This is a genomic window from Labrys neptuniae (assembly GCF_040797145.1).
Classification (GTDB): domain Bacteria; phylum Pseudomonadota; class Alphaproteobacteria; order Rhizobiales; family Labraceae; genus Labrys; species Labrys neptuniae.
Map to the genome: position 1 here is coordinate 26,420 of NZ_JBFNQD010000027.1, position 13,275 is coordinate 39,694.

At 63.7% G+C, this 13,275-nt stretch carries 14 protein-coding genes and 1 tRNA gene; 9 read left to right on the forward strand and 6 right to left on the reverse strand.

All coding sequences use genetic code 11. The features are described 5' to 3' along the window. The first annotated feature begins 210 nt into the window (after nt 1–210). The 5 genes from ABXS05_RS33140 to folP all read left to right on the forward strand — a co-directional run bounded on the left by ABXS05_RS33140 (nt 211) and on the right by folP (nt 5,738). Complete coding sequence (locus ABXS05_RS33140) at nt 211–1,410, forward strand: benzoate/H(+) symporter BenE family transporter (protein WP_367626835.1); 1,200 nt, start codon at nt 211–213, stop codon at nt 1,408–1,410. A 206-nt stretch (nt 1,411–1,616) separates the two neighbouring features. Continuing rightward, nucleotides 1,617–2,975 carry an aminodeoxychorismate synthase component I gene (gene pabB, locus ABXS05_RS33145; RefSeq protein WP_367626836.1) on the forward strand — a complete coding sequence of 453 codons (1,359 nt, stop codon included), beginning with the start codon at nt 1,617–1,619 and terminating at the stop codon, nt 2,973–2,975. Continuing rightward, nucleotides 2,972–3,538 carry an anthranilate synthase component II gene (locus tag ABXS05_RS33150; RefSeq protein ID WP_367626837.1) on the forward strand — a complete coding sequence of 189 codons (567 nt, stop codon included), beginning with the start codon at nt 2,972–2,974 and terminating at the stop codon, nt 3,536–3,538. Before pabB ends, ABXS05_RS33150 begins: the two co-directional genes overlap by 4 nt. Beyond that, nucleotides 3,535–4,431, forward strand: coding sequence for an aminotransferase class IV (locus tag ABXS05_RS33155; protein WP_367626838.1), 897 nt, complete (start codon nt 3,535–3,537; stop codon nt 4,429–4,431). Before ABXS05_RS33150 ends, ABXS05_RS33155 begins: the two co-directional genes overlap by 4 nt. Nucleotides 4,432–4,442: 11 nt before the next feature. Next, entirely contained in the window at nt 4,443–5,738 is a 1,296-nt protein-coding gene (gene folP, locus ABXS05_RS33160; RefSeq protein ID WP_311938650.1) for a dihydropteroate synthase, read from the forward strand. Nucleotides 5,739–5,847: 109 nt separating this feature from the next. Here the strand turns inward: folP and ABXS05_RS33165 are convergent, their stop codons facing one another. Further along, entirely contained in the window at nt 5,848–6,597 is a 750-nt protein-coding gene (locus ABXS05_RS33165; RefSeq protein WP_367626839.1) for a rhomboid family intramembrane serine protease, read from the reverse strand. A 389-nt stretch (nt 6,598–6,986) separates the two neighbouring features. Between ABXS05_RS33165 and ABXS05_RS33170 the strand changes: the two genes are divergently transcribed. Beyond that, entirely contained in the window at nt 6,987–7,562 is a 576-nt protein-coding gene (locus tag ABXS05_RS33170) for a PAS domain-containing protein (protein ID WP_311938647.1), read from the forward strand. 69 nt (nt 7,563–7,631) lie between these two features. Here the strand turns inward: ABXS05_RS33170 and ABXS05_RS33175 are convergent, their stop codons facing one another. The 3 genes from ABXS05_RS33175 to ABXS05_RS33185 all read right to left on the reverse strand — a co-directional run bounded on the left by ABXS05_RS33175 (nt 7,632) and on the right by ABXS05_RS33185 (nt 9,259). Then, a complete protein-coding gene (locus tag ABXS05_RS33175; RefSeq protein ID WP_367626840.1) occupies nt 7,632–8,003 on the reverse strand; it encodes a hypothetical protein in 372 nt (123 codons plus the stop codon). 192 nt (nt 8,004–8,195) lie between these two features. Beyond that, entirely contained in the window at nt 8,196–8,615 is a 420-nt protein-coding gene (locus ABXS05_RS33180; protein WP_367626841.1) for a DUF1489 family protein, read from the reverse strand. Further along, nucleotides 8,615–9,259: a glutathione S-transferase gene (locus ABXS05_RS33185; RefSeq protein WP_367626842.1), complete on the reverse strand. Its 645-nt coding sequence runs from the start codon at nt 9,257–9,259 to the stop codon at nt 8,615–8,617. Before ABXS05_RS33185 ends, ABXS05_RS33180 begins: the two co-directional genes overlap by 1 nt. Before the next feature lie 809 nt (nt 9,260–10,068). Here ABXS05_RS33185 and ABXS05_RS33190 point away from each other — a divergent pair. Further along, complete coding sequence (locus ABXS05_RS33190) at nt 10,069–10,332, forward strand: DUF3253 domain-containing protein (RefSeq protein WP_367626843.1); 264 nt, start codon at nt 10,069–10,071, stop codon at nt 10,330–10,332. A 37-nt stretch (nt 10,333–10,369) separates the two neighbouring features. On the opposite strand, the gene ABXS05_RS33195 is transcribed toward ABXS05_RS33190, so the two are convergent. After that, nucleotides 10,370–11,125 carry a glycoside hydrolase family 25 protein gene (locus tag ABXS05_RS33195; RefSeq protein WP_311938637.1) on the reverse strand — a complete coding sequence of 252 codons (756 nt, stop codon included), beginning with the start codon at nt 11,123–11,125 and terminating at the stop codon, nt 10,370–10,372. Nucleotides 11,126–11,292: 167 nt separating this feature from the next. On the opposite strand from ABXS05_RS33195, the gene ABXS05_RS33200 reads away from it, so the two are divergent. Beyond that, the gene (locus ABXS05_RS33200; RefSeq protein WP_367626844.1) at nt 11,293–12,147 is read left to right on the forward strand and encodes a polysaccharide deacetylase family protein; all 855 of its coding nucleotides are present in this window, start codon (nt 11,293–11,295) and stop codon (nt 12,145–12,147) included. 60 nt (nt 12,148–12,207) lie between these two features. Here ABXS05_RS33200 and ABXS05_RS33205 read toward each other — a convergent pair. After that, nucleotides 12,208–12,292, reverse strand: a tRNA-Leu gene (locus ABXS05_RS33205). 182 nt (nt 12,293–12,474) lie between these two features. Between ABXS05_RS33205 and lipB the strand changes: the two genes are divergently transcribed. Continuing rightward, nucleotides 12,475–13,227: a lipoyl(octanoyl) transferase LipB gene (lipB, locus tag ABXS05_RS33210; protein WP_367626845.1), complete on the forward strand. Its 753-nt coding sequence runs from the start codon at nt 12,475–12,477 to the stop codon at nt 13,225–13,227. Nucleotides 13,228–13,275: the final 48 nt, after the last annotated feature.

Here is a 13,275-nt window from a genome sequence, read left to right on the forward strand (position 1 = left end):
AGGTGCAACCCGACACGCCGGCAGATCCGGGAAACACGATAGGAGCTGGGATATCTGCGTTTCCGGCCAGGACCAACACGATATCCAGGCCGGCTGGGCTGGACGCCGCTGTTGATCCGAGATGTGGCTTGCGCATTTCTTGGCAACGGCCGAATAAGGCCATCTCGCGCCCTGCCGCTCCGCCTCTCAGAGAATTCCGGTTTCCCTGCCATGCGTTCCTTCCTTGCAGATCTCAGCGGCCAGTCGGTCGGCATGGGCGTCCTCACCGCTGTGGTCGGCTATACCAGTTCGGTGGCGGTCGTCATCAACGGCATGAGCGCCGTGGGCGCCTCGCCGGGGCAGATCGCTTCGGGCCTTGCCGCTTTGTGCGTGACCATGGGCCTGTGCGGCGCCGGCCTCAGCCTCGCGACCCGCATGCCGGTCTCAACGGCCTGGTCGACGCCCGGCATGGCCCTCCTGGCGGGCCTTGCAGCGCCGGCCGGGGGCTATCCCGCCGCCGTGGGCGCCTTTCTGTTCACCGGCGTGCTGATCATGGTGGCTGGCTTGTGGTCCCCCCTCGGCAAGCTGATTACCCGTATTCCCCGTCCCATCGCGGGAGCGATGCTGGCCGGCATCCTGTTCAAGCTTTGCCTTGCCCCGGTCATCGCGATCGGCCAAGTTCCGGAATTCGCCATCCCCGTGGTACTGACCTGGCTGGTGGTCGGGCGCTTCTATCGCCTGTGGGCCGCGCCCGCAGCGCTCGCTGTCGCCTTGGGCGCTATGGCCTTCGACGGCCAGGCAAGTTCACTGCCGCTGGCTCTCCCGTCGCTTGAGTTCGTGACTCCAAGCTTCGATTGGCAAACACTGATTTCGATCGGGCTGCCGCTCTTCATCGTCACCATGGCCTCGCAGAACATTCCAGGCCTGACCGTGCTGGCCGCCTATGGCTATCAGGTATCGACACGGCCCGCCTTCCTCGTGACCGGAGGCATGTCGGCCCTCTCCTCGCTGCTGGGCGCTCCCACCATCAACCTCGCCGCCATCACCGCCGCCCTCTGTGCCGGTCCGGACGCCCATATCCGACCCGAGCGGCGCTACATTGCGGCGGTAGTCGCCGGATTGTTCTATGCAGCGATCTTCTCGTTGCTGTCGGCGATCGCCGCCGGCCTGGTCACAGCCTCCTCCCCGATCCTGATCGAAGCGGCGGCGGGACTGGCGCTGGTGAGCGCTTTCGGAGCCTCCCTGCTCGGTGCCGTCCAGGAAGAAAGCCAGCGTCTGCCGGCGCTTGCAACGTTCCTGGTCACGGCCTCAGGCTTCAGTCTCTACGGCATCGGTGCCGCCTTCTGGGGCCTTTGCGCGGGGCTTGTCGTGCATATGCTCTATTCCGGCGCAAACAGAGGCACGACAAAGGCAAAAAAAAGCGCTACATAGATATGCGATGTTCCACGTATCTCCACAGGGCTGAGAGGTGCGGGACGCTTGGGCCCATCCTGGATGCAAGCCCCTGCGTGATGAGTTCCGGCCGGCTGACAGGGAAGCCGCCCGACGCTCCAATCGCCGAACATTGAAGCGGTCTGTCCGCATCACACGAGCTGGCCGGTATGTTTCTGCCGGACCAGGATTGTGCTTGAGCTGCCATGATCATTGTTGAGATACCCTGGTTCGATCCCCTAGAAGCCGCGGCCGCCATGGCCGGCCAGCCGCGACTGGCCCTGCTCGACAGCGCCATGCCTCATGAAACGCTGGGGCGGTGGTCCTATCTGGCCGCCTCCCCTTTCGGCCGGTTCCAGGTCGTCGACGGTGTTGCGCGCTGGAACGATGCCGCCATCGACGGCAGCCCCATGGAGGCCTTGCGTCATCTGCTGCGGCAATACGCCCGGCCACCCCTGCCGGGAGCGCCCCCCTTCAGCGGCGGCGCCATCGGCAGTTTCACTTATGAAGCGGGCCATCTGTTCGAGCGTTTCGGACCATCGGTTCCACCAGCCGCGCCAGGCGTTCCCCAGATCGATCTGCCGTTCTACGACCACCTCCTTGCCTTCGATACCATCGAGAAGCGAGCCTTCGCCATCGCGCCGAACCAGGTGGGCATCGAGCGGCTCGTCGAGGGGCTCGAGGCCCAGCCCCACCGGGCATCGGCGCCACGTGCACTGACCTGGCGCGACAGCCGCAGCCGGAGCGAATACGAAGCCGAGGTCGCACGCGTGGTCGGCTATATCCGCGACGGCGACATCTTCCAGGCCAATCTCTCCCATCGCTTCAGCGCCACGCCCCAGGACGGCGCCGATCCGCTGGCAACTTATCTCGCCCTGCGGCGGTCCAATCCGGCACCTTTCGCCGCCCTGCTGGTCGACGGCACCGGCTTCATCGCCTCTACCTCGCCCGAGCGTTTTCTGCGCCTGGACGCCGGCAGGGTCGAGGCCCGGCCGATCAAGGGCACCAAGCGCCGCTGCACCCATCCTGCCATGGATATCGCCATCGCCCAGTCGCTCGCCCGCAGCGAAAAGGACCGGGCCGAGAACATCATGATCGTCGACCTCCTGCGCAACGACCTGTCGCGCGTCTGCGATGCGGGCAGCGTCGAGGTTCCCCTGTTGTGCGGCATCGAAACCTATGCCTCGGTGCACCATCTGACCTCGGCGGTGACGGGCCGCCTCAAGCAGGGGCTCGATGTCACCGACCTGATCGCCGCCACCTTCCCCGGTGGCTCGATCACCGGGGCACCGAAGATCCGCGCCATGGAAATCATCGGAGAACTCGAACGTGAGCCGCGCGGCGCCTATTGCGGCGCCATCGGCTGGATCGGCTTCGACGGCGCGGCCGACCTGAACATCGCCATCCGTACGCTCAGCTATGACGGCAAGGACCTCTCGGTCCGGGCCGGCGGCGGCATCACGCTGCTCTCCGATCCCTTTGCCGAATATGACGAGACCCTGGCCAAGGCCGAGCGGCTCATTGCGGCCTTCGAGGATCCAGCCCGCGCGGAGGAAGCGGCATGATCCTGATCGTCGACAATTACGATTCCTTCGTCTTCAACGTCTCCCGTTATTTCGAGGAGGCCGGTGCGAGGACCCATGTCGTCCGCAATGATGCCGTGAGCGCCGATGACGTCATCCGTCTCGGCGCCAAGGCCCTGGTGTTTTCGCCTGGCCCGAAGGCGCCGCGCGATGCCGGTGCTTCGCTCGACCTGATCAGGCTCTTTTCCGGCAAACTGCCCATCCTCGGCATCTGCCTCGGCCACCAGTGCATCGGCGAAGTCTTCGGTGGGCGCACAGCCCATGCCCGTACGCCCATGCATGGCCGCGCCTCGCGCATCGAACATCGGGGCGGCGGCCTGTTCGCCGGGCTGCCGCAGCCCTTCGAGGCGGCACGCTACCATTCGCTGATCGTCGAGATCGACGAGGATGGCCCGCTGGAGGTCACGGCGCGCAGCGACGAGGGCGAGATCATGGCACTTACCCATCGCCAGCATCCCACTTTCGGCGTGCAATTTCATCCGGAGTCGATCCTGACGCCACAGGGACACCAGATCATCCGCGCGTTCCTGGATCGCGTGCAGTGAGCTTCTTTCTTCATCGTCTCCTGGCGGACGGCAATGCCGACGCCCCGCTGGTCAATGCCCTCGATCGCGGCTTCCAGCTCGGGGATGGCGTATTCGACACCATGAGCTGCTTCAAGGGACGCCCTCTTGCAGAAGAGCGCCACCGCGCCCGACTCATCCAGCATGCTGCGGCCATCGGCATCGATGTCGACCCCAACCGGCTGAAAGAAGCGCTTGACGGCCTGCTGACAGAGTTGGGCGAACGCCATGCCATCGTGCGCACGACGGTGACGCGCGGACAGGCTGCCAGGGGCCTATGGCCGCCGCCGGGCAATCAAGCGCCAAGCAATTCCCCTACCATACTGGTGACGGCCCAACCCTGGAGCCCCGCCCTGGCCGGCCAGCCTGCGCGTCTCGTCGAAGCCGGCCTGCCGCGCAACCAGCTCTCGCCGCTCGCTCGCCTGAAATCCCTCAACTACCTGGAAAATATCCTGGCCGCGCGCCGGGCCGCCGAGGCCGGCGCCGACGATGCCCTGATCCGCAATCTCGACGGCAATGCCGTTTCATCCACAATCGCCAATCTCTTTGCCATCATCGATGGCCGGTTCGTCACTCCTCCCTGCGCCGATGGTTGCCTTGACGGCATGATGCGCGAACTGGTGCTGGAGGAAGCGAAGACCCTTGGCCTGGAGGTCAGCGAGGCCAGCCTCACACCGGCCTTGCTCGAGCGCAGCGAGGCTCTGTTCCTCACCAATTCCGTTCGTTTGATCCGTCCGGTCACGGCGCTGGGCAATCGGAGCCTGGTCCCGCCTCCCGAGGCAGCCTTGTCCATCAGCCGTCTCTTCAATGCCCTCCTGGCGCGCATCGACCACGACACCGGCGCGCGCCTGGACATAGCCCTTCCCATCCAGTGAGCAGTGTTTCCATGATCTACGTCGCCCTCGGTGCCAATCTTCCATCCTCCGAAGGAGCTCCCCGGGAAACCCTGCGCCGGGCGGTATCCGCCCTGGCGGCCCGTGGATTGACGATTTCCGCGCGTTCGCGCCTGTTCCTGACCGAGCCAGTGCCGCGCTCGGACCAGCCCTGGTATGCCAACCAGGTCATCGCCATCGAGAGCACCCTCACGCCCCATCAGATTCTCTCCGTCCTGCTCGACGTCGAATTGCAGTTCGGGCGCGAACGCAGCGAACGCAATGCCGCCCGCACGCTGGATCTCGACCTGATCGGCTATGGCAGCGACATCATCGACACGCCGGACCTCGTGGTGCCGCATCCGCGCATGCATGAGCGGGCCTTCGTCCTCGCACCGCTTGCCGACATCGCCCCGAGCTGGCGTCATCCCGTCAATGGCGAAACCGTCAGCCTGATGCTGGCGCGCAGTGATCGAGCCCATGTGCGAGCGCTCAGGACGGTGCCGCTGCTGATGGGCATCGTCAACGTCACGCCCGATTCCTTCTCCGACGGCGGACGCTATGACAATGCCGAGACGGCCATCGCCCATGCCCGCCAGTTGATGGAGGAAGGCGCCGACATTCTGGACATCGGTGGCGAGTCGACGCGTCCGGGGGCCTCCCCCGTTGACATCGAAACCGAATGGCAGCGCGTCGGCCCCGTGATCGAAGCCCTCGCCGAGGAGGCCAAACGACGCTACCGCCTGATCTCCATCGATACTCGCCACGCCGAGATCATGGCCCGTGCACTCGCCGCGGGCGCCACCATGATCAACGACGTCACGGCCCTGGACGATCCAGCCAGCCGCCGGGCCGTCGCCGATCATGATGCCCCCGTGGTGCTCATGCATATGCAGGGCGATCCGCAGAGCATGCAGATCAATCCTGTTTATGCAGACGTGGTGAAGGATGTCTGCGCCGAGCTGAGCTTCAAATGCGAGCGCGCCATCAAGGATGGCATCGCCGCCTCACGCCTGTGGCTCGACCCCGGCATCGGCTTCGGCAAGACGATGGAACACAATTTGGCCCTGCTCGACGCCACCCCGCAATTGCGTGCCCTCGGCTTTCCCGTGCTGATCGGGGCTTCCCGCAAGATCTTCATCCGCGGCGTCGACCGCCATGGGCCGGCCTCGGAGCGCGTAGCCGGATCGGTTTCCGCCGCTCTCTCCGCCGCGCAGCGCGGCGCCGATGCGGTACGCGTCCACGATGTCGCACAGACGCGGCAAGCCCTGGCCGTCTGGAGCGCGGTCGAAGGGCAGGCGATGAGCTGATTTAAAGTGTTTTCCAGAAAAGTTGATAGACTTTTCGATTAAGAAAACGCGTCGAAACAAGGAGTTAGAGCAAAACAACGATCGGAGAAAAGTCGTTTTGCTTTAAGTTTCAGACGACCCGGCGCAATCGTGGCTGGCGGTCGAAGAAGCGAAACAGGAGCAGGCCAGCCAGGAAGCCGCCTATGTTACCCGGCCAGCCGGGCATCACCTGCGACGTGGTGAGGATCAGCGGGCTGACGGCATTCCAGGCCGTGATGAAGGCGAAGACGGCGAGCCAGATGCGTACGTTCTGGTCTGCCAGAGCGTCCCTTAAGGTCCAGGCCGGCTTGCGAAAGGCCGCACCGCCGGCGACCCGAAACGCCGCCATCGCCGATCCGCCCTTGAAGAGAAAATGGATCGAAGCCGCGAACAGGCCCGACAGGCCGCCACCTGCGCCCACCATGGCGGCAGCACTGCCCCAATAGAACAGCAGGCAGGCGAACGAGCCTGCAACGGTACACAGGGCGGTGAAGGCCAGAAAGCGCCAGGTACCGAAACGCCAGGCTACCGCAGCACCCAGGATCAGCAAGGCCGCACCATTGATCATCAGCGTGCCTGGATCGGACTGAAGAAAGAAACAGGTCAGGAAGCCGGCAATATCGGCAAGATGTCCGCCGGGCCAGGCAATGCTCTCCCCGATCGAGGGATCGTAGCGCAAGGGCGTGAAGGCGAAGACCCCGACCAGCCAAGCGCTCCAACTTCCGGGTATCACCGCCCGGGCAATGTGAACGAGGACAATGAGGCCCGTGAGCAGCAGCACGACCGCCGGCACGTTGAAGGCCGCCGGCGGATCGATATTGCCGCGCGATTTCAATGACAAAGACATATCTCCTGAAGCAGGAAGCAAACTGTGGTCATCCGCCCGGTCATTCTTAACATCGATTCGGCTTCATTAACCTTTTGTTAACATTAATAATTCGTTTCCAGGCGGTAACCATCCTCCCCCCTGCCGTCCGCTCCCATGCCAGTGCTATCGTCACCTCCTCGCCCGCCTATGACGGGCAGGAGCGGCGTTCGAACGAAGGTCGCTCGCATCGCTGAAGCACGGGCACGGGCCGACCTCGATCGGAACATGCCACCGGCGCCTTGTGATCCGGCAGATACGCCGTGAACCACGGGACGCTCTAGCCAATCCGTCGGGTTGGCTTGGAAACAGAGAGTTAGAGCAAAAGGCGTTCAGCCGAACGCTGCTCTGGGGGCGGCTGACCAATGAAGAATACGGCGACACGCGATCTCTACGGCTACTGGGACCAGTTGCGTGGTCAACGGCCGGCTCCCGAACGTGTCGACATCGATCCGGGCGCCATCCGCCGCGTGCTGGGCGATACCTTCATCGTGGAGATCGACAAGAACCGCAGCTTTCCGTTCCGCCTGGCCGGAACCCGGATGTGCGCCCTGCTCGGCCAGGAACTGCGCGGTGCTTCCCTGCTCGATCGCTGGACCGATCGAGCCAGCCTGGCGGAACTGGTAATGGCGGTATCGTCGGACCTGACGGCACGGGTGATTGCGCTGAGCGGCAGCACGCTGCAAGGCCATCATCTCGATCTGGAATTGCTGCTCCTGCCACTCCACCATCGCGGCAAGGCCAATTCGCGTATCCTCGGCAGCCTGACGCCAGGCGAGGCCCCCTATTGGATCGGCCTGCATCCCATTTCGCGTTTCGATATCGTCTCGGTGGAAGAGATCCCGGCAACCGCGCGCGTTCAGCGACGTACGGCCCTGCCTACAGGTACCCGGCGTTATGGCCATCTCACCCTGGTCGAAGGCGGCAAGGCCAGCGCCTGACCGGGCGTACGTTTCTATTCAGAGGCATTTTCTCAATCGAAAAGCCTATCGGCTTTTCTGGAAAATGCCTTAATGCAGCCGATAAGCCTGATCGCGCAGCGAGCCCGCCCGGCTGCAACGAAGCAAGTCGCCACCCACGCCATCATCGGACAAGCGATCACGAATGGTGGTGAAACGATCCAGTTCGTGATGATAATCATCGGCGAGAACCTGCCAGTCCTCGACCTCTTCGAGCCTCGAGGCGGCGAAGCGGTCCGCAGCAGCCGCCATATCGGCATAGGCCAGCGCCACCGGCGAGGTCCGGAACAACGTGGTTTCGTTCAGGGAAACTTCGCCGGTATCGAGATCGCGAGCCTGAACGAGAAAGCCGTCAGACTGCGCGATGACTTCGTAGCACCAGCCCTGCCCTTCTGTACTTGCGATCAACATGGCGTCCTCCATCCACTCAACTTACGGCCATGATGCCAGAGCGGTGAAACTTCGAAGTGCCATCCTGCACACGTCATGGTTAACGCTTGATAACCAACAATGTTCAGGTACCCGGCGATTGCGTGCCATAATGACGCATGGAGTGTGACTATAGCGTGAACGCGCCTTGCAGCATTCTCGCAGCCGTCCTGGACGGCCCGAGAGCTACACGAGGCCGATGGTGCGCAACTCGCGCTGGAGCTCGATGGGCAGGTCGGCGTCAGCCGAGCCGGCCATGGCGAGATCGGGCGGCGCATCGGCCGCGCTGAGATAGCGCCAGCCCTGGAACGGACCGCGCGGGCGGGGATCGACGGCGACGACCGCCGGATCGAGCACGATGTCGCAACGCGAGATGCCGTCCTCGTCACGGCGCGCGCGCAAATCCGTGATGCGCTGGCGGCACGAGACAATGCCCTTGATCACCCAATAGAGCGAGCCGCCGTCGAGAATCGCCTCGCGGTTCTTCGGCATCATGCGCGTGGTGTGGATCTGTTCACCCGCCAGGCGCAGGCGCAGGGCGATCCATTCCTCGAGGTCGGCGATCGATTCGGCGCCGACACATAGCTTGATCAGGTTGAGGCTCATCACACTGAATCAATATCGACGATCGTTTCGGTTTCCTCGAGGGCTGCCGCTTCCCACTCCCGCCACATCGGCGTTGCCATCACCGCGTCCATGTAGCGGCGTACAGCGGCCGGCACCTTGATGTCGTAGGCGTGCAAGCGGTTCACCACCGGTGCCCACATCGCATCGGCATTGTTGAAATGCGCACCGAACAGGAAATCGCCACCGCCGCCGAAACGCGTTCGGCAATCGATGATGAGATCGACCACCCTTTCCACACTCGCCAGGGTCTCGTCATCGAGAGCGATGGCCTTGGGCCGGCGCTTGATGTTCATCGGGCAATTGCGGCGCAGAGGCAGGAAACCGGCATGGATCTCGGCGCTGATGGCACGGGCGTGAGCCCGGCTCTCGCGATCCTCAGGCCAGAGCTGTGGGGCGATCTCGGCCAGATATTCGAGGATGGCGATGGATTCGTGCACCATAATGTCGCCATGGATCAGGATCGGCACCTTGCCGGCCGCCGAGGTCGCCTTGATCATCGCCGAGGTTTCGGGATGGCGCAGCCAGATGATCTGCTCCTCGAAGTGCATGCCGGCCGACTTTGCCGCCAGCCACGGACGCATGGACCAGGAGGAATAATTCTTGTTGCCGATGATCAGTTTCAAGGGGTGCACTCCAACACGGGCCGCACCATGCCGCCTCCTGCGCGGGCACGCAAACGGAGATTTGCCTCCGTCAACATGCCGTAGGGGCCTGCAGTTTGACGACCCGGTTGCCAAACATCCGGTTGCAAGCCGGCGGCAGCGCCTTCATTGTCCCATCCACGAACTGCAATGTATCTGAGAGTCGTGCCCATGAAGAAGATGGTCTTGCTTGCCGGCCTGCTCACCCTTCCCCTGGCCAGTTGCGCCGTACCGGGAGGCGGTGGTTCCGATCGGCCCTATTACAGCGATCCTGGTTATTATGGCGGCGGCTACTATGGCGATCACCGTCGCGACCGCCGCGATCGTTATCCTGGCAGAGCGCGCCCCGGCCGGCCAAATCCAGGAGAGCCAGGTGCGGGTACAGGCCCCGGGCCCGGCCCGGCTCCGGGTGGCGATTTCAGCTGGCGGAATGCCCCTCCCGGTTCAAGGCCACCGGTCACCTCCAACGTCGGTGGCACTCCCGGCTTGTCTCGTCCTGGCTGGTCAGCCCCGGCCCCTCGAATCGGGAGCCCCTCGCCAACACCCAGCGCGCCTCGGGTCGAAAGCCCATCGCCGGCCCCCAGCGCGCCAGCAGGCGCCGGCCCGGTCCATGATTGCCCGCCGGGTACAACCGGCTGCTGAACAAGGTCGCCCTAAGCAAGAAACGACCTCCAAGTGAAACGGGGTCTGCGTTTCAAATGCAGAGAGCGGTTTTCGTTTCAAGGAATGGAAACCGCTCTACATTTTCATGGCGGGCACTAGCCGCTCTCCCCATCCAGATCGCGAGTTCAATGGTAGACAAGGACCTCCTGGAACAGACGGCACTGCGTCTGATCGCAGCCCTGCCGGCCGGCAAGACGATGGCGCCCGCCGACATCGCGCAAGAAATCGCGGGCAAGGCCGCCGATCAGTGGGGACCGTTGATGCAGCCGCTTCGCCGCATCGTCGTGCGCCTGGCCAAGGAAGGCCGGCTGGTGATCTATCGCAAGGGTGCGCCAGCCGATCCCGACGATTTCAAGGGCGTCTACCGGCTCGGACCGGTGCGGATCGACTGAGGCGAGGCGTCACCGGCGCTTTCAACGGTATTGAAGCTCAATTGGCGGCGATACTGCCGGTGGCGACGTTCTGGGCCAGGAAGTCCTGCCATTGCTGCTCGGAACCGGCAAAGGCGTTGCGGTCGACCTGCCCCTGGACGCCGGGCACCGAACCGGTGGCGGTATATTGCCAGAAGGCCCAGGAACGCTTGCCGTAGCGCCCGGAAGGATGGCCCTTCACCGAGCGCACCCAGAAGGGATAGCTCTCCAGTTCGCCGGTCAGGATTTCGCGGTGGAAGTCCACAGTGGTGTAGATGATCGGCTTCTTGCCATAGAAGCGCTCCATCTCGCGCAGGAACACTGCCATGTCGGCATGGATCTTCTGGGCAGGCGGACGCAGCTTGCAGGTCGGCGAGAGGTGGTTCCACTCCATGTCGAGAACCGGCGGCAGGGCATCGCTTGCCGGCGGCACATGGGTCTTGAACCAGGCGACCTGGTCCTCCACCGGCCGGCAGAAATAATAGAAATGATAGGCACCGGTCGGTATGCCCGCGGCGCGGGCTCCTTCCCAATTGGCCTTGAACTTGTCGTCGACGCGATCGCCGCCTTCCGTCGCCTTCAGATAGGCGAAGCGTACGCCTCCGCGAGCGGCAGCATTCCAGTCGATGACACCCTGATATTTCGAGACATCAATGCCGTGCACCGGAAACCTGTTCGCCTCGGGATAGGCTTGCTGAACGGTCGAGCAGGCACTGAGAACCAGCACACCTGCTGCGATGAGCCCATGGCGCATGAAGCACGACAGCGATCGCATTGTGAAACCCATTATGAATGGCCGTTACATCCGGCACTTCAACGACTGGAACACAGGGTAGAGAGAGAAGCTTAACCGCTCCTCACTGTCGACAAAAATCTTTGAAGACTCGGCCCGAAAACACGCCTATCAGGCGAATCATCCCCCATTACCGGTCAAATCCTATCATGAAAGTCCTGGCCCTAGCTGCCGCCCTCGCCTGCGCCCTGACTGCACCCAGCCTCGCCGGCTGCCCGCCCGAGGCCCTGGGCGTGTCCCGTACGCTGCCCGTCGGCACCGTCGGCGGCGGCGCAGTGGGTTTCAAGACCTATCCCCAGACCCTGCGGCTGGCCCCTGGAGAGGTGGTACTGACCTTCGACGACGGGCCGATGCCAGGGCGCACGGAAAAGATCCTGGATGCTCTTTCAAGCCAATGCGTGAAGGCCACCTTCTTCATGATCGGCCGCAACGCCGCTGCTGCTCCCGCCCTGGCCGCCAGGGTCGCAAAGGAAGGACATACGGTCGCCTATCATTCGATGACTCACCCAGTGCTGCGGCGCCTGCCATTCGAGCGGGCTCGCGCCGATATCGTGAGCGGCTATCGTGCCGTCGACAAGGCGGTATGGGGCGCAGCCAGCGAGCGCCCGCACCAGCCCTTCTTCCGCTTTCCGGGCTTCGCCGACAGCCCTGCCCTCGACCAATGGCTCGCCTCGCTGGACATGGTGGTGTTCGGGGCCGATCTGTGGGCCAGCGATTGGGAACCTGAGACGCCTCAGGAGGAGCTCAAGCTGGTTCTGGGGCGGCTCGAGAAGAACAAGGGCGGCATTGTGCTTCTGCACGACATCCAACCCCGCACCGTGGCCATGCTGCCGCAATTTCTGCAGGAGTTGAAGATGCGCGGATTCCGGATCGTGCATATGGTGCCCGGCCCCGGCGCGCTCGAAACGACACCGGCTCCCGCTGGCTGGTTCTCCCAGACCGAGCGCATCCTCGCGGGCCAGGGCAGACCGGTCGGCAAGGTGCGGCGCCCATTGTCGCAATAGCTATCGACAAACCAAAAAGGCGATCCGTTTCCGGATCGCCTTTGGAGCCAAGCTCGAATTTGGTGCGGTCAAGAGGACTCGAACCTCCACTGGTCTCCCAACTACCACCTCAAGGTAGCGCGTCTACCAATTCCGCCATGACCGCGGTTGCTGCACAGGGCCGGCTCGAAGAACGCGCTGCCATGTGAAGCGGCGCATCGTCTAACAGATCGATCACAGGGCAGCAAGGGCAATTCACGCTTTTCCTTCACTTAGCATGCAAGCCCTTGTCGAAGCCTCGAAATCCGCCGATATGAAGGGCTTGTTTCCCCGATTGGAACCGATCCAGTGACCAGCCGCAATGCCCTCGACCACAGTTTCCTGCCCGGACGCGATTCTCCGCCGGTGGAGTGGCAGGTGATTGCGGGCCTCAGCCCCTATGAGCAAACCATTGCGGCCATGGAGGCCAGGGCAACAGCGATCGCGGACGGGACGGCCGACGAATGCGTCTGGCTGCTCGAACACCCGCCCCTCTACACCGCCGGCACCTCGGCCCGGCGAGAGGATCTGGTTGCTCCCGATCGTTTCCCGGTGCACCAGACCGGGCGCGGCGGGCAATATACCTATCACGGTCCCGGCCAGCGCGTGGCCTATGTCATGCTCGATCTCAAGCGCCGCCGGCAGGACGTCAGGCGGTTGGTGACGGCACTGGAGGCCTGGTTGATCGAAACGCTCTGGTCCTTTCACGTGCGAGGCGAGCGCCGCGAGGACCGGGTCGGCGTCTGGGTGAGGCGCCCGGAGCGCGGCGAAGGGGCCGAAGACAAGATCGCGGCTATCGGCATCCGCCTCAAGCGCTGGGTCTCCTTCCACGGCATCGCCATCAATGTGGAGCCCGATCTCGAGCATTTCTCCGGCATCGTTCCCTGCGGCGTCCGCGACCATGGCGTGACCAGCCTGGTCGATCTCGGCCTGCCGGTGACGCTGGAGGATGTCGATCTTGCCTTGCGCCAGACCTTCGAGCCGATCTTCGGGCAGACGCACCTGCCGCGTGCCGAAACCGATTCGGGAAATGCCGCCAAGGCACTGGGATCATGCGCCTAAAATATTTTGCGGTTTGGTGAATCACCAGGAATTGCAAAGACGCCTTAG

What these genes read in the sequence shown, in the direction of transcription:
- ABXS05_RS33170 (WP_311938647.1), top strand. Translation starts at nt 6,987, where the DNA reads ATGAAGAATACGGCGACACGCGATCTCTACGGCTACTGGGACCAGTTG.
- folP (WP_311938650.1), top strand. Translation starts at nt 4,443, where the DNA reads ATGATCTACGTCGCCCTCGGTGCCAATCTTCCATCCTCCGAAGGAGCT.
- ABXS05_RS33200 (WP_367626844.1), top strand. Translation starts at nt 11,293, where the DNA reads ATGAAAGTCCTGGCCCTAGCTGCCGCCCTCGCCTGCGCCCTGACTGCA.
- pabB (WP_367626836.1), top strand. Translation starts at nt 1,617, where the DNA reads ATGATCATTGTTGAGATACCCTGGTTCGATCCCCTAGAAGCCGCGGCC.
- ABXS05_RS33195 (WP_311938637.1), bottom strand. Translation starts at nt 11,125, where the DNA reads ATGCGATCGCTGTCGTGCTTCATGCGCCATGGGCTCATCGCAGCAGGT.
- ABXS05_RS33150 (WP_367626837.1), top strand. Translation starts at nt 2,972, where the DNA reads ATGATCCTGATCGTCGACAATTACGATTCCTTCGTCTTCAACGTCTCC.
- ABXS05_RS33180 (WP_367626841.1), bottom strand. Translation starts at nt 8,615, where the DNA reads ATGAGCCTCAACCTGATCAAGCTATGTGTCGGCGCCGAATCGATCGCC.
- ABXS05_RS33175 (WP_367626840.1), bottom strand. Translation starts at nt 8,003, where the DNA reads ATGGAGGACGCCATGTTGATCGCAAGTACAGAAGGGCAGGGCTGGTGC.
- ABXS05_RS33190 (WP_367626843.1), top strand. Translation starts at nt 10,069, where the DNA reads ATGGTAGACAAGGACCTCCTGGAACAGACGGCACTGCGTCTGATCGCA.
- ABXS05_RS33140 (WP_367626835.1), top strand. Translation starts at nt 211, where the DNA reads ATGCGTTCCTTCCTTGCAGATCTCAGCGGCCAGTCGGTCGGCATGGGC.